This is a genomic window from Acinetobacter sp. TYF_19 (assembly GCF_043105125.1).
In the GTDB taxonomy this organism is placed as follows: domain Bacteria; phylum Pseudomonadota; class Gammaproteobacteria; order Pseudomonadales; family Moraxellaceae; genus Acinetobacter; species Acinetobacter johnsonii.
Genome location: NZ_JBICLH010000034.1, coordinates 1 through 19,104, shown reverse-complemented (window position 1 = coordinate 19,104; position 19,104 = coordinate 1). Strand labels below are relative to the sequence as shown.

Here is a 19,104-nt window from a genome sequence, read left to right as displayed (position 1 = left end):
TGTGATGTTTATCACTGTTTTTCATTGCTGTTTTATAATACAAAATTATATTTTATAGATCATTCATCGATTATTTTTATATATAAGATCAAGTTATTGTTTTTTACATGATTAATATTGTCTACAGCAGCAATGATAATTGTTGCGGATATATTGCGTTGTGTTATAAAAAAACATATAAATTTGAATCAAATGTTAATAACAAAAATCTTTAGTTTTAAATATAGATGAATGAAGATAGGTGGTCATTAAGCGGTGCAATCAGCACTCAATCTTGACTTAAATTAAGCTGTAGTTTTGTTATACCGTTAAAAGCATAATTTATTAAAAAATTTAGAGTTTTAGTTTGCTATCGCTCTACTGTGAACCATAAATGATTAGAAGGATGGGCTTTGTTGTACAAACCTATTCTTAAAGCCATCTTTAGCAATATAATTTCCGAATGAAGAAGCCAGCACCTAAAATTGACCGTACAAGCAATTGCTCCTCATATAACCGAGTTCTCATTAATCGTGGAAATATTGCCATTTGGTTTGATCTTGAAACTCAGAGGTATGCTCATTATTGAACAAAGTAGCAAAACCAGAAGTCATACAATATGGCTTCGACTTTTGTCTCTTAACTCGGTTGGAGGAACGCCAAACCAACTTTTAAAGTTGCGACTAAAAATAGATAACTCTGCATAGCCCAACTGTAGAGCAATATCCGTCAAATTCACATTGCCTGCATCAAGCATACGCAGTGCTTCTTTTTTTCGGACATTTTCGAGTATATCTCGATAGCTTGTTCCTTGCATTTTTAAAGCGCGCTGAAGCTTTTTCGGATGCATGCCCATACACAGCGCGATCTTTTCAATGCTGCAGTCTCCTGTCGCCATTAGCATGCGGACTGAACTCTCTATCAGTGCGGTATTGTCTTCAGTTTTGGTGCTGCTTTGTGTTTCAAGCTGCTGTACGATTAGTTGATTAATGGCATCTTCATTAAAATTATAGGGTTTATAGCTTAAAAAGCTTGCAGGAAAATAAAGTGCATCTTCATCGGTTTCAAACTCTACCTGACATGAAAAATGAGCTTGGAAAGTTTGAGCACCTTTTTGTGGTGCTTTTTGCTTGAAGCAAATTTTTTCTGCATGCCACTGCGGGCCAATCAAATCTTTTAAAATATTCGCGACAAGGCAAATGGCCAGTTGTGATTTTTGTGGTACATCGGTGTTGTATTCACTTAAACGCACAAAGTTCAGCTTACAGAGCAGAGCATTATGTTGCGAGACGTGGAAGACAATGCCTTCAGCATGTAAATAGACATATTTTTGCGCCACGCTTAAGGCTTCAAGTATGCTCGTTTGTCGGGACATGTAGACGCCAATCAAACCGATTGTGCTAATATTTTGGAGTGCGCCGAGTTTTAAACCGAAGCAGTCATCCTGACAGGCTAAGGCCGCTTTTTCCAATAAATTTAAATAATGATCATAATGAATAAATGAATCTGGATCACGGAGTAAAGCAGGTAAAATCCCGATCTCTTTCAAGATTTCTATAGGGTTTATGCCATAACTACGGACTAAGTCTTCAAAACCGCCGAGGCTGGCTGCACGAATATAACTTCCCATTACAACATTCCATGTTGTCCTAAAAGATCAATTTAGTGTCCTAAAAAGTCAAGCATAATTCAAGTCATTTGTTAAAGTAGGATAAGAGATTATCTCAACCAACATAGAAAAGAAGTATTGAATCACCATTTTTAGCCGTGAAAGGAAAAGCATATGCAACTTACGGTTCAGCCTCATATCGAGCAAACAGTGATAGAACAGACATTACACGATTGTTTTCAATTGCAGCGCAAAAGCTTTCATCAACAAGGCATTGAAACAATTGCGCAACGCAAGCAACATTTACTGAATTTAAAAGCATTGATTAACGATCACCGTGAAGCAATTATTGAAGCCCTGAATCGAGATTATGGCAATCGTTCACGTCATGAAACCTTACTGGCAGAAATTATTACGGTCACAGATGATATTAACGGCAGCATCAAACACTTGAAACAGTGGACTAAAGTACAAAAAAGACATGTCGATCATAGCTTGTATTTTGGTGCAAAAAACCGTGTGATTCCGCAGCCACTGGGGGTGATTGGAATTATTGTGCCGTGGAATTTCCCCATTAATTTGATGTTTTCACAGTTGTCAGCCGTGTTTGCTGCGGGAAATACCGCTATGGTTAAAATGTCTGAAAATTCAAGACATTTGGCTGAATTACTGATTGAGTTAAGTCCCAAATACTTTAAAGCGGAAAAATTACAGATTTTTGATGAGACTGGTGAAGTGGGTATCGCATTTTCAAAATTGCCGTTTGATCACTTGATGTTTACTGGCTCTGGTGCGACAGGGCGTAAAGTCATGGCTGCTGCAGCACAAAACTTGACCCCTGTGACTCTGGAACTGGGTGGTAAATCTCCTGCGGTGATTGACTCTGAATACCCTATTGAGAAAGCTGTAGAACGTATTATGTTTGTGAAACAGTTTAATGCGGGACAAATTTGTACCAATGTCGATTATTTATTTGTACATGAGTCGAGGTTACAAGCGTTTATTCAAGCGGCATCAGTTTGGGTGCAGGAACATGTGCCTGATATTCATAGCAAAGATTATACTTCTGTGATTGATGAGCGTGCATTTCAGCGCTTAGTACATAGCTTGGCAGATGCTGAAGCCAAAGGGGCTAGTTTAATTAATTTAAATCAGCAAGAGCCTGATGCTGCGACACGAAAATTTCCACTGACTTTGGTGTTGAACAGTAATGATGAGATGGAAATTGATACGCGTGAAACCTTTGGCCCGATCTTGATGGTCAAAACCTACCAAAAGCCTGAAGATGTGGTTGACTATATTGTTCAGCGTGATCGTCCATTGGCCTTTTATCCATTTAGCAATAATAAAAGCTTAGTCGAATTTTATATCAGCAGAGTTATGTCGGGCGGGGTTTCGGTCAATGATGCCTTATTTCATGTCGGGCAGCATGACTTGCCATTTGGTGGGGTCGGCGCCAGCGGGATGGGGCACTATCATGGCTATGAAGGCTTTTTGACTTTTTCTAAAATGCGCCCTGTATTTTATCAGGCGGGTTTTTCGAGTTTGAAGTTTCTCGCGCCACCGTATGGAAAATTTGCTAATTGGCTGTTGAATTTATTGATTCGCATGAAGTCATAAGCGCTTAAATTTTAAAACCTCAAAATCACTTTTCACTTCAAGATGGATATTTTGAAGTGAAGGGTTTGGTGTATTTAAAAACAGAAAAATAAAACTATTAAAGGAGTTAATAGGATGAATAATAAAGATTTTGATTATGATCAAATCGTGATCGGCTCAGGCTTTGGTGGATCGGTCAGTGCTTTACGCCTCAGTGAAAAAGGCTATAAAGTCCTGATTTTGGAGAAAGGATTACGCCGTGAAGACAAGGATTTTCCAACTACAAATTTAGACACCAAAAACTATTTGTGGCGGCCTGAACTGGGATTCAGAGGTACGATGCAATTTACTTTCACCAGTAAAACCACCATTTTGCATGGGGTAGGCGTTGGTGGGGGCTCACAAATTTATGCCAATGTACACTTAATTCCACCTGATGCGGTTTTTGAGTCCGAGGCGTGGACCAAGATTCGTAAAGACTGGAAAGAAACCTTAAAGCCGTTTTATGGTCTCGCTCAACGTATGTTGGGTACAGCGAATAATACTTATACCAATATTGCAGACGACACGTTAAAAGAAGTTGCGAGTGAAATTGGATATGCAAATTCATTTAAAACAGTGAATACGGGGGTCTTCTTTTCTCAAGTAGCTGGTCAAGAAGGACAAGTAGCGAAAGATCCGTATTTCAATGGAGATGGGCCAGATCGTAACTCCTGTATTTATTGTGGTGCTTGTATGTTGGGGTGTCGCAACAATGCAAAAAATACCCTCATGAAAAATTACCTGTATTTTGCTGAGCGTAATGGCGTTGAAATTCGTCCAAGTTCAGAAGTGGTGAAAATTAAACCACTGAATGAAGATGGTAGCGCAGGTTACGAAGTAATAGTCAAAGAAACCCTTGGGAAACAAGTTCGTCAGTATAGTTTGCGCAGTCGTGGGGTGGTGTTATCTGCGGGTGTAATGGGCACTGTACCGATGTTGTTAAAAATGCGTGATCAGCATAAAACTTTACCCAATATTTCTTCATTGCTGGGACAGGAAGTTCGGACGAACTCGGAAACCCTGACCACAGTGAACAATACTGGTAAAAAACTGGATGATGGTGTGGCAATCAGCTCCTTTATTTCAGTCGATGCAGATACCAATATCGAGGTCACACGGTTCCCTGAAGGCGCAGATGCTTCATGGATTTATATTCCATATGTGCCGATGGTGACTGGTCAGGGCTTTATGCGCTTTATGAAGTTTGTGTTCAACACTTTAATACATCCCTTAAAAACCTTTAAAGTACTAAGTTATAAGGGTAAAGCCAAAGATTCGATCATTTTATTGGTAATGCAAAAGTCTGAAGCATTCATTCATTTTGAATGGCGTAGAAAGTGGTATCGACTGTTCCAGAATAGTATTACTGCCGTGCAAAAAGAAGGGGATACGCCACTCACAGTTTCATTCCCTGCGGCTGAAGAAGCCACTAAAATGATTGCACAAAAGTTGGGTGGAGAGCCAGGTTCTGCACTTACCGAAATTTTACTGGGAACGCCAACGACAGCACATATTATGAGTGGTGTCGCGATGGGCAATGATAAGTCGAATGGCGTTGTGGACTTCACAGGTCAAGTCTTTGGTTATCAAAATTTACGCGTATTAGATGGTTCGATTGTACCTGGAAATTTAGGTGTGAATCCCTCACTGACCATTACCGCACTGTCCGAATTTGCGATGAGTCAAATCCCAGTGTTCTCCGCAGAGCGGGCAGCAAAGATTCAGCGTATCGAATTTAGTCGGCCTTTGGAGGGACAGGTGTCTGACTTGAAGGGTACTGGTGATTTAGCCAGTGCATTAAGTAATGCTTAAAAAAGGGAATATGGTTTGGGCTGGTGATGGTGCCTAATACGGCAAAATAGACAGCCGAAGCAATACAATCTTGAGATCATTATCCCTCTAACGCTGTATTACAGCGTTAGAGGTCGTTGCTGATTTTATGGGCTATAATTCAGAAATTCCTAAGCTAAGAAGAGAGCAAAAAGCTATCTTACCTTTTTACCGATTAATTGGGGGGCATTACTGAGTCTATTCATAGACCCAAAAGCCATAGTTTATTTTTTCTTGTTATAAAATATGACTAGTAAAATCAAAATAATAACTAAGATCAAAGTAATCATGACTCTTTCCATAGTTTGACCTCTAAATCTTATATTTTATCTAATTTTAACATGCTCATTCGATCACTATATATTCAAAATAGATCATTTTTCATTCTTTAAATATGGAGTTGCATATATGTGATTATACATATATAAATATATGTAAAGATTCCATTGAGTTTGAGTAAATGACTGCTACTCCAAAAGTGAAGATCTATCACAATCCTGAATGTGGTACATCACGTAATACATTGGCGTTAATCCGTAATGCCAATATTGAACCTGAAGTGATTGAGTACCTTGTAACACCTCCATCTAAAAATGAACTGATTCAAATGATCGCGGATGCAGGTTTAACGGTGAGAGAAGTGATTCGTAAAAATGTTGCTCCATATACAGAATTAGGAATTGATCAAGAGGATTGGACTGAAGATCAATTGCTTAACTTTATGCTTCAGTATCCAATTTTGATTAACCGCCCATTCGTGGTGACTGAACTAGGAACTCGTTTAAGTCGTCCGTCAGAACTGGTTTTAGAAATTCTGCCACTCCCACAAAAGGGTGCTTTCACTAAAGAAGACGGTGAACAAGTACTGGATGAAAATGGGCAGAGATTAAAATAAACATGTGATGGGTATCTGTGAGTATTGTTATATCCAGAAGGATGAGTAGGTGAAAGTATGGATCAAATCAATTTCTTTAAATGTTTGACTGATGAAACGCGATTCAACATCGTCATGTTGGTTCTTGGAAATAATGAACAATGTGTTTGTGATTTGACTGAAAAATTAGAGTTGAGCCAACCCAAGATTTCACGGCATTTAGCCTTATTACGCTCTTCTGGTCTTTTACAAGATCGACGTCAAGGGCAATGGGTCTATTACAGTCTCAATCCCAATTTACCCACTTGGTGCGTAGACGTACTTAACACCCTTAAAAATGCTGATTTACAGCCAAAAGTTGCTCCATCATTTCAACAAATCAATAGTTATTGCGAGTAGAACAATATGAAATTCCTTTTTTTGTGTACTGGAAATAGTTGCCGTAGCATCCTGTCAGAAGTTCTTTTTAACAGCCGCGCGCCTGAAGGGTGGATAGCATACAGTGCAGGTAGTAAGCCATCAGGGCAAGTACATCCATTGACCATTGAAACATTAGAAAATTTGGGTCTTTCAACAGATGGTTTGTGGAGTAAAACCATTGATGATTGTGAACAATATCAACCTGACGTGGTGATTACGGTTTGTGATTCGGCAGCTCAGGAAGCGTGTCCACTGTATTTAGGCGGAGCGATCAAGGCTCATTGGGGCTTGGCTGATCCTTCACATTTAGATTTGCCGAAAGAAGAAAAATTAAAAGCATTCCAAGTGACTGTAGACCATGTCAATCGTCGTTTAGATGCATTGTTGGCACTCGATACAGCGCACATGTCTCGTCCTGAATTGATTGCTGCAATCAATCACATCTCAGATATTGAATGAGAACATCATGGCTCAACAAAGACTGTCATTTTTAGATCGTAACCTCACGCTATGGATTTTCATTGCGATGGGGTTGGGAATTGCGATCGGTGTGTTCTTTCCACAAGCCTCAGTGGCATTGGATAAAATGAGTGTGGATTCCGTCAATATTCCAATTGCGATAGGTTTGATTTTGATGATGTATCCACCTTTGGCAAAAGTGGATTATGCAGCGCTACCACAAGTGTTTAAAGACAAAAAAACCTTAACTTTGTCTTTGGTACAGAACTGGGTGATAGCACCAGTATTGATGTTTGCCTTAGCCATTATTTTTCTACATAGCTATCCAGAGTATATGACAGGCTTAATCCTGATAGGGCTGGCTCGTTGTATTGCGATGGTCTTGGTGTGGAACGGTTTGGCCTGTGGGGATAACCAATATGTTGCTGCATTGGTGGCCTTTAACAGTATCTTCCAAATTTTATTTTTCAGTACCTATGCTTGGTTGTTCTTGACCTTCTTACCACCTTATTTTGGTGTTGCAGGGCAAGTGATCAATGTGGATTTCTGGACGATTACCCATGCGGTACTGGTGTACTTAGGGATTCCATTTTTTCTTGGCTTTATGACCCGATTCATTTTAGTTCGTGCTAAAGGTTTGGATTGGTATCAAAATGTCTTCTTACCTAAGATTAGTCCACTGAGTCTACTGGCTTTATTGTTCACGATTGTGGCGATGTTTAGCCTGAAAGGGAACGATGTGGTGAGCTTACCGATGGATGTCTTGCGTATTGCGATTCCATTGACCATTTACTTTATTGTGATGTTCTTCATCAGCTTCTTCATGAGCAAATGGATGGGGAACGATTATCCTAAAACCACAGCAATTTCTTTTACTGCTGCGGGAAATAACTTTGAATTGGCACTTGCTGTAGCGATTGCAACTTTTGGTTTAGCTTCACCTGTGGCGTTTACTACTGTAATTGGTCCACTGGTTGAAGTGCCAGTGCTGATTGCTTTGGTCAGTGTGTCTTTGTGGCTTAGAAAAAAGTTTTTTAAAGCAGAGGTGTAATTTCTATGACTCTCCCAAATGTAGATATGAATCTTTTGGATCAACCGACTTTAGAAAAGGTACAAGCTAAAGAGTTGGATCATCCACCCCGTATTTTGCTGCTGTATGGTTCAAACCGTGAGCGTTCATACAGCCGTTTGGCCGTAATGGAAGCAGGACGTATCTTGGAGCAGTTTGGTGCCGAAGTAAAAATCTTTCATCCTAAAGGGCTGCCTTTACCTGAAGATGCGGACACTGAACATCCAAAGGTTAAAGAGTTGCATGATTTACTCGCTTGGGCAGAAGGCATGGTGTGGTGTTCGCCTGAGCGTCATGGCTCCATGAGTTCAATTTTCAAATCGCAAATTGACTGGATACCATTGGCAGGCGGTGCAATTCGTGCAACGCAAGGTAAGACTTTAGCTTTGATGCAGGTCAGTGGCGGTTCACAGTCTTTTAACAGCTTAAACCAGATGCGTATTTTAGGCCGTTGGATGCGGATGATCACCATTCCGAACCAATCGTCTATTCCTAAAGCTTTTTTAGAGTTTGAGGAAAATGGACGGATGAAACCTTCATCCTTCTATGATCGAATTGTCGATGTAATGGAAGAACTATATAAGTTCACCTTGCTCACTCGTGGGCAGAGTCAGTACCTCACGGACCGTTATTCAGAGCGAAAAGAGTCGGCAGAAGAATTATCTAAGCGTGTCAATCAACGGAGTTTATAAACTCTAGATGATCAAAGATGTTGAAAAGTAGCTTGTGTAATTGAAAAGTCCAATTACAGATTTGATCAGTTTTTAAAAGTCACTTAGTTTGTTGAATAGACTGGGCTTTTTTAATTATGAATATGGCTTCACTATAATCAAGAGGAGAGATGCTTTGGCACAACTACAAGCACAAGTCGATGTGGTTATTATTGGTGGTGGTCAGTCGGCACTTGCTACAGCTTATTTTCTCAAACGTAAAAAAGTTCCATTTGTGATTTTAGATGATCAATCGCAGGCGGGCGGTGCATGGCTGCATGCTTGGCAGTCGCTACATCTTTTTTCACCGCATACATGGAGTTCGTTGTCGGGTTGGATGATGCCAACGACTGAACACACCTACCCAACGCGAAATGAAGTGATCGAGTATTTGTTGGCATACGAGCAACGCTATCAATTTCCGACCATTCGGCCAGTCCATGTCGATCATATTGAACAAAAAGATGACTATTTAGATGTGTATGCTGGCGAACAATATTGGCGAGCTAAAGCGGTGGTCAGTGCTACAGGAACATGGAGTCAACCTTATATTCCACATTATGAAGGACATGAGCGATTTGAAGGGATACAAATACATTCAGCTCATTACGTAAATCCAGAGCCTTTCATCAATAAAAAAGTGATCGTGGTTGGAGGTGGCAACTCTGGTGCACAAATTCTTGCTGAAGTCTCAAAAGTTGCAGATACCACTTGGGTCACAGTAACACCACCTCAATTTTTATCGGATGATGTTGATGGGCGGGTCTTGTTTCTTCGGGCAACGGAGCGTTTAAAAGCCCAACAGGAAGGTAAAGTGATCAATCAGCCTGTTGGTGGTCTGGGTGATATTGTCATGATAGACACTGTAAAAGAGGCCCGTGAACGTGGCGTATTACATAGCCGAGAACCGTTTAATGCATTTGAAGAACATTCAGTTGTTTGGGCGGATGGTATAACACAAGCCGTAGATGCTGTGATTTGGTGTACAGGATTCAAAGCTTCACTGAATCATTTAAGAAGTCTTGATGTGGTAGAACCTGATCAAACGGTTGCTTTCCATAATGGGCGTTCAATGAAAGTAAATAATTTATGGTTGGTTGGCTATGGTGAGTGGACAGGCATGGCATCGGCGACTTTAATTGGAGTGTCCAGAACAGCAAGAGCTGCGGCTGATGAAATTGCTGCCTACTTGACTAGCTAAAACGTATAAGTTTAAAGGGATGCATAGACAGGTTTCATGCATGAACAATTCGATTTGATTCGATACGGAGGAGGACGGAAATAGAATTCGCCGTGAAGCAAATGGAAAGCAATTATTGATGATTGATAGGAGATTTAAGGTGCTCTAAGTAGCTAATTAAAATAAGAAAACCTATCTATTTAAATCAGAAAAGCAGCCGAAGCTACTTTGCGTTTTTTATAATCATTGAAGTTGCCTCTAAGGCATTCACCATCAGCACAACTTCCGCCAGACTTAAGCGTCTACTTTGGCGGTACGAGAGTTATGGCTTAATTCATCTGCATGTAGGAAATGCGTATGCTGCGGCGCGCGTTTGGTTTTGCTCCATTCTTCCAGCATGTCATATTTCATTTGTTCAGTAATCATGGCAATTTTTTGTGGTGCTTTTTCATCGTCATAGGCTAGTTCCAAACGGTGGCCATTTGGATCAAAGAAATAAATTGAGTGGAAAATACCATGATTGGTAATGCCCAAGACCTCTATACCATTGGCTTCTAGGTGTTCTTTAGCATCAATCAGTGCCTGACGGTCTTTGACTTTGAGTGCAATGTGCTGCACCCATTTTGGGGTGTTTTCATCGCGGCTCATTTCAGGCTGGATTGGCAGTTCAAAGAAAGCCAAAACATTACCATTTCCTGCGTCTAGGAATAGGTGCATATAGGGATCAAAGGCTTTGGTTGAGGGGACATGGTCTTCAGCAAAGGCGAGAATGAAATCCATATTTAGGTTTTTTTTGTACCATTCCACCGTTTCTTTGGCATCTTTACAACGGTAGGCCACGTGGTGGATTTTTTCAATTTGAATGGTCATTTTTATATCCTTATAAAAAACTTAAGAGGCTTCAAGCTGCATTTCAGGTGCAGCGTGTTGAAAGGCTTCTAAAGTGTTGCAATGGGTGTAGATCGAACAAATTTTTGGATAACCCGATAAATCAAGATGAAAACGTAGCGCGTTATAGACTTGTGGGATCAGGCAGCAGTCTGCGAGGGTGGGCTGACTGCCAAAACAGAATTTGCCATTTGACTGTTCTAGCTGTGCTTCAAGGGCTTTAAAGCCTGTTAAAACCCAGTGTTTATACCAAGCTGTTTTCTGCGCATCACTTACTTCCAATGTACCCGTCAGATACTGAAGTACCCGTAGGTTGTTGAGCGGATGGATGTCGCAGGCAATACTTAAACTAAATGCACGGATCAAAGCACGCTGCTGCAAGTCTTGAGGGAGCAGGGCCGTATCTGGGAATTTTTCTTCTAAATATTCAAGAATACTTAGCGATTGGGTCAGAACAAACTCCTGCTCTGCCCATGTGGGCACTAGCTCACTCGGATTGAGCTGACGGTAGCTTTCACTATGCTGTTCACCGCCATTATTGACTAAGTGCACAGGTATATGTTCAGCAGTCAGACCTTTTAAATTCAAGGCAATACGAACTCGGTAAGCCGCAGAACTACGAAAATAGGTATACAGTTTCATGGGCAACATCCTGATCTGCAATTATTGGGTAAAACCAAAATCCACTGCTGGCAGAATTTTGCCGCTGACTTCACCAAAACCAATACGCAAATCATCTTTTTCGCAATAGCCTTTCATAATGACGGTATCTCCGTCTTGAATGAAGTTACGCTGTTCGCCATTTGATAGCGTTAAAGGTTTGGTGGCATTCCATGTGATCTCGAGCAATGAACCATAAGAATCTGGGGTTGGCCCTGAAATGGTCCCTGAACCCATCAAATCACCGACCTGCAAGTTACAGCCCGCAATCGTATGGTGAGTCAGCTGCTGAGCCATGGACCAGTACATATATTTAAAGTTGGTTGTGCAGATCACATTGCTCTGATCGTCATTCTCAGGCTGAATTTCAACCGAAAGATGAATGTCATAACTATTGCTGCTGTTGTCTTCACGCAGATAAGCCAAAGGTTTCGGTTCTTGTTCAGGTGAACTGGTTTTAAATGGCTCAAGTGCTTCCAGCGTCACAATCCAAGGTGAAATAGACGACGCAAAAGTTTTGGCATTAAACGGGCCAAGTGGTACGTATTCCCATTGTTGCAAGTCACGTGCAGACCAGTCATTAAACAGCACCATACCGAAAATATGATCCCAAGCGTTTTCAATTGGAACAGGTTGGCCCAGCTGACTTGACTTGCCTACGATAAAACCAGTTTCCAGTTCAAAGTCGAGTTTACGACAAGCAGAAAATACAGGGCGTTCAGAATCTGGCAGCTTGATTTGTCCTGATGGACGGACAATGTCAGTGCCGCTCACAATAACTGAGCTGGCACGACCGTTATAACCAACAGGGAGTTCTGACCAGTTGGGCAGCAGCGCATTTTTCGGGTCACGGAACATGCAACCGACATTGGTGGCATGTTCTTTAGACGAATAGAAATCGGTATAGCCTGAGATGTTTACAGGCATATGCATTTTAACGTCTGATTGTTTGAAGAAAACTTGATCACGCAGGGCCTGATTGTCACGAAGTTCAGGATTATCTGCGGACAACAAAACTTGTAATTCAGCGCGGACCTTAGACCAATTGGCTTGACCTGATTCAATAAACAAATTCAGTGTCGGCTGATTAAAGAGCAGTTTGCCATCTGCCTGTTTGCAATAACCATGCACTTCCAGTACCGCCAGATCAACCACCCATTCTCCCAGTGCTACGCCAGCACGGGCCTGCGAATTGTGTTTTTCACTAAAAATGCCATAAGGCAGGTTTTCTAGTGGGAAATCTGAATGTGCAGCAATTTCAACAAATGACTTCAAGCGTTTGCTCATGGATATTGATCCTTTCCGTGGAAAATTTAAGTTCTAGATAGAATCATACTTATATTTTAAAATTACGCAATAAATAATTTATTTATGAGTAATGTAAATTGTTGAGCTATACTACTCTGAATGAGAGAGTCAGGTTTAGATGGCTCACATTTTTGATTTAAGTAGTACAATTCACCAATGGAGTTATGACAACTAATGCAGCTATGCAGGGTAAAGCGATGAGTGTTGAGGAAGAAAAAATACAGGGAGGGGTTCAGTCTCTGGAAGTTGGATTAACCGTATTGGATGCATTGACCGCACATAATGCACCGATGATGTTAAAAGAGCTGTCCGAAGTTTTATCCATGCATCCGGCCAAAGTACACCGTTATGTGGTGAGCTTGATTCGTAAAGGCTATGCTCAGCAATTAACTGATGGGCGTTATAGCTTAGGTGAGCGTGCACATGCTTTTGGGGTGAATGCACTCAAGCGAACAGATATGTTGGAATTAAGCCAGCGTTATATTCAGGATATTCAGCAACATCTGAATTGCAGTATTCATGTGAGTAAATGGTTTGCTGATGGAGCGGTCGTGGTTCAGTCTCTAGAATCTAACCATGTCTTTAATATTATTACCCGAGTTGGTTCACGCATGCCTCTGCTGAAATCTGCGACAGGGCGCTTGCATGCCTGCTATCAATCTGAGCACATCATCAAGCCATTATTGGAAAAAGAATGGGAAAGTAGCGCTAAACCAGGGCAGTATCCTGCAAATTGGGAAGATTTTTTAGAACTGAAAGCGAAAATTCTGAGTCAAGGTTATGCTTCAGTCGCAGGAGATATGATGGCTGGGATCAATGCGATTAGTATTCCAGTCTTTAATTTCACGCAGCAACTGGATCATGTCATTACTTGTATTGGCACAGAAGATCAGTTACCCGAAGGACAAATGCAGCAAGCAATTGATTATGTTCTTGGCGTACAGCGACAGATCGATGCTTTATTTCATCCTGCTGCTGCCATATAAAAGCGTCGCTTACATTGAAAAGATGAATTAAGTTTTAAATCCACCCTTTGGTGGATTTTTTTATGGGGTTGTGGAGTCAGACAGTTGAAATATTTGATTTTTTTTGCCGCACTGTCTAAGAGAAAGGGGGCATGAAATAGATAGTTAAGCTGAAACCCGTAGACTTAGGTTGCCTTGATTCAAGTTCTGAAAAATAACGATAAAAAAGGCTTCTGACCCTAGAGTGAGAAGCCTAAGTGAACATGATATATTTTAAGCAAGCACAGACTCAGCGGAGCTTGCAGCTTTAAGCACAGTTGCCATCGAGTCAGCCACATAATCAATATTGTTTAAATTTAGGCCAGCAGTACACATACGCCCGCTGCGGACTAAATAAATACCATAATCGTGTTTCAGCAAATCGACCTGTTCTGCACTTAAGCCCGTATAACTAAACATACCTTGTTGCTGGGTCAGATAGCTAAAGTCCATATCTGGTAGCGCTTGACTAAGTTTGTCTTCAAGTAAGCGACGCATCAGTAGAATGCGCTGACGCATTTCTTCTAATTCAGACTGCCATAGCTGAGACAACGCTGTGTCATTTAATACCTGACTCACCAATAACGCACCGTTGGCTGCTGGGCTAGAATAAATGCGGCGGACTGTCGCTTTAAGCTGGCCCAATACATTTTGGGCAATGTTTGCGTCATCACAGACAAAGCTCAAGCTACCAACGCGCTCACCATATAAGGAAAAGATCTTGGAAAAAGAATGGCTGACAATAAAGTTCATACCAGACCGATCTAGCGCATGGATCGCATAAGCATCTTGTTCCAGGCCTTGACCAAAGCCTTGATAGGCCATATCCAAGAAAGGAATCAAGTCATTTGCTTTTAGAACCTCAATCACTTGATCCCATTCATGAGGTTCTAAATCTGCACCTGTCGGGTTATGACAGCAAGGATGCAGTAGTACGATACTTTGAGCAGGCAGCTGCTTTAAGGTATCTAGCATCGCAGTTAGATTTACGGCATTGGTATTTGCATCATAATAAGGGTAGAAATGGGTTTGAACACCAGCACCATTAAAGATCGCAATATGGTTTTCCCAAGTCGGTTGACTGACCCAGATTTCAGACTTCGGGAAATATTTGTTTAAGAAGTCTGCACCTACTTTGAGTGCACCAGAACCACCCAAAGTCTGAATGGTGACGACACGTCCTTGCTGACGAGCAGGGCTTGCCTGACCGAAAATGAGTTCTTGTGCAGCGTGATTAAAGCTCTTGAGCCCATCCATCGGCAAATACACTCGGACTTTGTCATAGTCAGGAATTAAATGAGTATAGGCTTTTTGAACCGACTGCAGCTGTGGCACGATATTATCTTCATTATAATAAAGTCCGATACTGAGATTGACCTTATTATGGCGCGTATCTTTGCTGAATTCCTCCATCAGAGAAAGAATTGGGTCACCTGCATAGGCATCAATATGTTGAAACATGAATACATCCTAATATGATAAATACGATATTACGCTTCTGGTAAGGAAGTGATTTTACTTTTTTCAAGCAACGCAACATGATCTTCTTGCTTCCGTTTAAAGAGATAAGCCGTCAGTAAAATCGCGATCCAGACTGGAATCATGAGAACTGCAATTTGCATATCTGGGCTACGACTCATAATGAGCAGAATACTCGCCATGAAGGCAATACATAAATAATTGGTAAATGGATAGGCCACACTTGGAAAGTGAGTTTTTACCTGCATGCGATTCATGGCTTTTTTAAACTTTAAATGTGTATAAGAAATCACGACCCAGTTAATCACAATAGCCGCTACAACCAGCATCATGAGTAAGTTAAATGCTTTTTCAGGAAATAAATAGTTAATCAGAACACATATTAAAGTAAAGAAAGCTGAAACCATAATGGTATTTACAGGAATACCACGCGGATTAATTTTGCTTAAAAATTTTGGGGCATTGCCTTGTTGTGCCAGACCAAGCAGCATTCGGCTGGTACAGTAATTGGTGCTGTTATAGACCGAAACAGCCGCAGTCAAAACCACAAAATTCAAAACAGCGGCCACGGTTTGGCTGCCCAACGAATCGAAAATCAATACAAAAGGACTACCGCCTTCAGCCATCATATTCCATGGATAAAGCGACAAAATTACGACTAGGCTTAAGATATAAAACAACAAGACGCGGTAAACAATTTGATTGACGGCTTTTGGGAGGGTTTTCTGAGGGTTATCTGTTTCTGCTGCTGCAATACCTACCAGTTCAATTCCACCGAAAGCAAACATAATCATGGCCATAGCCATCACTAAACTTGTAATACCATTGGGAAAGAAGCCACCGAGCTGCCATAAATTTTGTAAGCTAGACTGGCTATGACCACTACCGCTAGCCAGCAAGTAACTCCCAAAAGCAATCATGGCAATAATTGCCACGACCTTAATGATGGCTAGCCAAAACTCCATTTCACCAAATAATTTCACGTGCAGTAAATTAATGACATTAATGAAAATAAAGAAACCCAAAGCAGAAACCCACGTTGGAATATCAGGCCACCAGTAATGGATATAGAGGCCGACAGCACTGAGTTCAGCCATACACACTAAAATATTCAGTACCCAATAATTCCAGCCAGACATAAAGCCCGCAAATTTGCCCCAGTATTTATAAGCAAAATGACTAAAAGAACCACTCACGGGTTCATGCACAATCATTTCACCGAGCTGGCGCATCATGAGAAAGGCAATAAGGCCTGCGATGGCATAGCCTAAAATAACAGAAGGTCCTGCGAGTTTGATGGTTTGTGAAATGCCGAGGAAGAGCCCAGTGCCGATAGAACCACCGAGGGCGATGAGCTGAATATGACGATTACTTAAACCTTTTTTCAGGTTTCCTTGTTCAATGTGCTGCATTTTTATTCTTCATCCATGTGAGATAAAGCCCTGAACCATGATGATGTGTGTACTTATTTTTATATTGTCATCGGAGCGGACTTTAATTTTTACGAGTATAATTTTGCGCAAAAGTTAAATTTCCCTGTACATAAAACTATATGTACAGGGAAATTCTAGAAATCGTTTAAGCTTTCGATACATCTAAAACGCCACGTTTAATTTGGTCGCGTTCAATCGACTCAAATAGCGCTTTAAAGTTGCCTTCACCAAAACCGTCGTCATCTTTACGCTGAATAAATTCAAAGAAGACTGGGCCTAGCATATTTTGAGAGAAAATTTGCAAGAGCAGACGCTTATTACCGTCCTTAGTATTGCCATCTAGCAAGATGCCACGCTTTTGTAGTTCATCGGCAGGTTCACCGTGGTTAGGCAAACGCTCACTTAGAATTTCGTAATAGGTATTGGGTGGAGGTGTCATGAATTTTGCACCTAACGCTTTTAATTTGTCCCAAGTGCTGATCAGGTCATCACAAATGAAGGCAATATGCTGAATGCCTTCACCGTTAAATTCATTCAGGAATTCGGCAATCTGGCCATTTCCTTTATCCGAATCTTCATTGAGCGGAATACGGATTTTGCCATCTGGCGCCGTAAGTGCCTTGGACGTCAGGCCAGTATATTCACCTTTAATATCGAAGTAGCGAATTTCTTGGAAGTTGAAAATCTTTTCATAGAAATCAGCCCAATACTGCATACGGCCTTTATACACATTATGGGTCAAATGGTCGATTTCATATAAACCTGTGCCGACAGGATGGGAGGGTACATCATCAAAGAAAATGAAGTCATTTTGGTAAATGTCACAATCGACAAGGAAAATGGGAGAGCCGCCAATCCCTTTAATTGCTGGGATATTCAGCTCCATCGGACCAACTTGGTTATAAATTGGTTCAGCACCAATTTCTATCGCCTTTTTAAATGCCTTTGCCGCATTCTTGGTGCGGAAACCCATTGCACAGGCAGAAGGGCCATGTTCTTTATAGAAATAAGCTGCATATGATTCAGGCTGATAATTTAGAATGATATTAATTTTGCCCTGACGCCATAAATACGCATTTTTAGACTTATGTTTTGCCACTTTGCTGAACCCAATGGTTTCAAACACCGCATCTAGCTGACCATCTTTAGAAACAAATTCAATAAATTCGAATCCACACAGTTCTAATGGGTTGGCTAATTCATTCATACAACGTCCTCATTTCTTTTTTAAGCAATCCTATTGCTTATCTTTTTAACGATTCCTTTCAGAGCTAACGGACTGGTCGCTACAATTCTAGAGCGAGAGAGACAAATCCGTTTGTCTGAAATGGGGCACTTGTTCAGCAGCATTCTCAATGTTGAGTGAGCAAGTGTAGAAGTTTTAATTCATCATACTTGATCTAAATTATTATTCAATACATAATTTAATTATGCAATAAGTAAAATTGGTAAATGATTTACCTATAAATTAAATTAATATTATTCATAAAAATATGTTTTAAAATAGGGGAGCTTTGTTATACCAAGATTTCGGGATGAAATCTGTGCTATAGGACTAAAATAGAAGGGAAAAATTGGGTATGAAATTTGGCTCATTCCGTGCATCTGTTGAGAACAGCTATTTGAAAATGAAACAGCCAAGCAACTGATTCGAGTACGAAAATTAATTGTAAAAGATCAAGAACAGTGTGACTTACTAAAACCTGATTTGAAAACCCAGATGTAGGTGTCGCCGCGAGCGAGTTTGATCACGCTGAATTTTTTGCATTAGCTTGAGCGGCTGTTGAATCAGCGTCCAAGATTGAAGGGGATTATTAGTATCACAGTGTGATAAATCGAATTTTTAGTGTTTATGATTAAGCTTAGAGAGGTTGAAAACAACCATAAAATGGTGCGCTCTGCGGGACTCGAACCCACGTCGGTCGCTTAGGAGGCAACTGCTCTATCCAGTTAAGCTAAGAGCGCAAAAGTGCGGTTAATGTAGCTGATTTTACTCAAAAAAAATAGTTATTGCCGAAACAATAACTAGGGTCTGTTGACATTTACTGTTCATAATTAACCCTATAAAGGTAGCCATAAAAATATACAGGCTAAAGCAACAGAACTTTGATAATTTCTTTTGAGCTTGTCATATCGAGTAGCTATTCCTCTAAATTGCTTTAATCTACAAAACATATTTTCAACTAAATGCCTGATTTTATATAAATACCAGTCCATATGGTCATTGTTCGATTGGCTATTTGTTTTCTTTGGTATATTCGCTTTAGTCCCTGTTTTCCTGATCTGTTCACGCAGTGGTTCTGAATCATAGCCTTTATCTGCACATACTACTTTTGTCTCTTTTAAATCTAATGTTGATATTAAATCAGGTGCAACTTTAACATCATGTGTGGTTCCATCGGTAATCATGAAATCAATAGGATTGCCATGTGCATCAACAATCAAATGTATTTTTGAGGAGTTTCCTCCTACACTTTTAGAAATAGATTGATTCGCTATGCCGGCAGAATGTTGATGAGCACGTACATGAGAGCCATCAATAAAAATCCACTCCATATCGG

At 40.6% G+C, this 19,104-nt stretch carries 17 protein-coding genes, 1 tRNA gene and 1 pseudogene; 10 read left to right on the top strand and 9 right to left on the bottom strand.

Annotation, left to right across the window (positions count from 1 at the left end; genetic code table 11):
- Positions 1 to 442 precede the first annotated feature (442 nt).
- Positions 443 to 559 (top strand): annotated as a pseudogene (locus ACF8FD_RS03645) (IS5/IS1182 family transposase); the annotation flags it as partial.
- Between the two features lie 30 nt (positions 560 to 589).
- Here ACF8FD_RS03645 and ACF8FD_RS03640 read toward each other — a convergent pair.
- Positions 590 to 1,609 carry an AraC family transcriptional regulator gene (locus tag ACF8FD_RS03640; protein WP_004694646.1) on the bottom strand — a complete coding sequence of 340 codons (1,020 nt, stop codon included), beginning with the start codon at positions 1,607 to 1,609 and terminating at the stop codon, positions 590 to 592.
- 153 nt (positions 1,610 to 1,762) lie between these two features.
- Here ACF8FD_RS03640 and ACF8FD_RS03635 point away from each other — a divergent pair, with 153 nt between their 5' ends.
- The 8 genes from ACF8FD_RS03635 (at position 1,763) to ACF8FD_RS03600 (ending at position 9,792) form a co-directional block, all read left to right on the top strand.
- On the top strand, positions 1,763 to 3,208 hold the full coding sequence (locus ACF8FD_RS03635; RefSeq protein ID WP_125269083.1) for a coniferyl aldehyde dehydrogenase: 1,446 nt from the start codon (positions 1,763 to 1,765) through the stop codon (positions 3,206 to 3,208).
- Between the two features lie 114 nt (positions 3,209 to 3,322).
- Positions 3,323 to 5,041 (top strand): GMC oxidoreductase, encoded by a 1,719-nt coding sequence (locus ACF8FD_RS03630; protein ID WP_392453202.1) that lies wholly within the window; start codon positions 3,323 to 3,325, stop codon positions 5,039 to 5,041.
- 478 nt (positions 5,042 to 5,519) lie between these two features.
- The gene (arsC, locus tag ACF8FD_RS03625) at positions 5,520 to 5,954 is read left to right on the top strand and encodes an arsenate reductase (glutaredoxin) (protein WP_392453201.1); all 435 of its coding nucleotides are present in this window, start codon (positions 5,520 to 5,522) and stop codon (positions 5,952 to 5,954) included.
- Positions 5,955 to 6,011: 57 nt separating this feature from the next.
- Positions 6,012 to 6,332 carry a metalloregulator ArsR/SmtB family transcription factor gene (locus tag ACF8FD_RS03620; protein ID WP_234303945.1) on the top strand — a complete coding sequence of 107 codons (321 nt, stop codon included), beginning with the start codon at positions 6,012 to 6,014 and terminating at the stop codon, positions 6,330 to 6,332.
- A 6-nt stretch (positions 6,333 to 6,338) separates the two neighbouring features.
- On the top strand, positions 6,339 to 6,812 hold the full coding sequence (locus tag ACF8FD_RS03615) for an arsenate reductase ArsC (RefSeq protein WP_392453200.1): 474 nt from the start codon (positions 6,339 to 6,341) through the stop codon (positions 6,810 to 6,812).
- A gap of 7 nt (positions 6,813 to 6,819) precedes the next feature.
- Positions 6,820 to 7,863, top strand: coding sequence for an ACR3 family arsenite efflux transporter (arsB, locus tag ACF8FD_RS03610; protein ID WP_392453199.1), 1,044 nt, complete (start codon positions 6,820 to 6,822; stop codon positions 7,861 to 7,863).
- Positions 7,864 to 7,868: 5 nt separating this feature from the next.
- On the top strand, positions 7,869 to 8,573 hold the full coding sequence (arsH, locus tag ACF8FD_RS03605; protein WP_005012532.1) for an arsenical resistance protein ArsH: 705 nt from the start codon (positions 7,869 to 7,871) through the stop codon (positions 8,571 to 8,573).
- A gap of 154 nt (positions 8,574 to 8,727) precedes the next feature.
- A complete protein-coding gene (locus tag ACF8FD_RS03600; protein WP_392453198.1) occupies positions 8,728 to 9,792 on the top strand; it encodes an ArsO family NAD(P)H-dependent flavin-containing monooxygenase in 1,065 nt (354 codons plus the stop codon).
- A 273-nt stretch (positions 9,793 to 10,065) separates the two neighbouring features.
- Here the strand turns inward: ACF8FD_RS03600 and ACF8FD_RS03595 are convergent, their stop codons facing one another.
- Genes ACF8FD_RS03595 through fahA form a run of 3 tightly spaced genes read right to left on the bottom strand, consistent with a single transcriptional unit; the run spans position 10,066 to position 12,606 of the window.
- The gene (locus ACF8FD_RS03595) at positions 10,066 to 10,641 is read right to left on the bottom strand and encodes a VOC family protein (protein ID WP_392453196.1); all 576 of its coding nucleotides are present in this window, start codon (positions 10,639 to 10,641) and stop codon (positions 10,066 to 10,068) included.
- 21 nt (positions 10,642 to 10,662) lie between these two features.
- Positions 10,663 to 11,301 (bottom strand): maleylacetoacetate isomerase, encoded by a 639-nt coding sequence (maiA, locus tag ACF8FD_RS03590; protein WP_392453194.1) that lies wholly within the window; start codon positions 11,299 to 11,301, stop codon positions 10,663 to 10,665.
- 21 nt (positions 11,302 to 11,322) lie between these two features.
- Positions 11,323 to 12,606, bottom strand: coding sequence for a fumarylacetoacetase (fahA, locus tag ACF8FD_RS03585; RefSeq protein ID WP_392453193.1), 1,284 nt, complete (start codon positions 12,604 to 12,606; stop codon positions 11,323 to 11,325).
- Between the two features lie 185 nt (positions 12,607 to 12,791).
- On the opposite strand from fahA, the gene ACF8FD_RS03580 reads away from it, so the two are divergent.
- Entirely contained in the window at positions 12,792 to 13,613 is an 822-nt protein-coding gene (locus tag ACF8FD_RS03580) for an IclR family transcriptional regulator (RefSeq protein WP_392453192.1), read from the top strand.
- 252 nt (positions 13,614 to 13,865) lie between these two features.
- Here ACF8FD_RS03580 and ACF8FD_RS03575 read toward each other — a convergent pair whose 3' ends face one another.
- From ACF8FD_RS03575 to ACF8FD_RS03555, 5 genes are all read right to left on the bottom strand, one after another.
- Positions 13,866 to 15,092, bottom strand: a complete 1,227-nt coding sequence (locus tag ACF8FD_RS03575; RefSeq protein WP_392453191.1) for an aromatic amino acid transaminase — start codon at positions 15,090 to 15,092, stop codon at positions 13,866 to 13,868.
- A 29-nt stretch (positions 15,093 to 15,121) separates the two neighbouring features.
- Positions 15,122 to 16,522 carry an amino acid permease gene (locus ACF8FD_RS03570; protein ID WP_392453189.1) on the bottom strand — a complete coding sequence of 467 codons (1,401 nt, stop codon included), beginning with the start codon at positions 16,520 to 16,522 and terminating at the stop codon, positions 15,122 to 15,124.
- Positions 16,523 to 16,688: 166 nt separating this feature from the next.
- Positions 16,689 to 17,750, bottom strand: coding sequence for a 4-hydroxyphenylpyruvate dioxygenase (gene hppD, locus ACF8FD_RS03565; protein ID WP_205666987.1), 1,062 nt, complete (start codon positions 17,748 to 17,750; stop codon positions 16,689 to 16,691).
- A gap of 682 nt (positions 17,751 to 18,432) precedes the next feature.
- A tRNA-Arg gene (locus ACF8FD_RS03560) sits at positions 18,433 to 18,508 on the bottom strand.
- 96 nt (positions 18,509 to 18,604) lie between these two features.
- A partial coding sequence (locus tag ACF8FD_RS03555) for an IS5-like element ISAba31 family transposase (RefSeq protein ID WP_306700906.1) occupies positions 18,605 to 19,104 on the bottom strand: 500 nt, incomplete at its 5' end.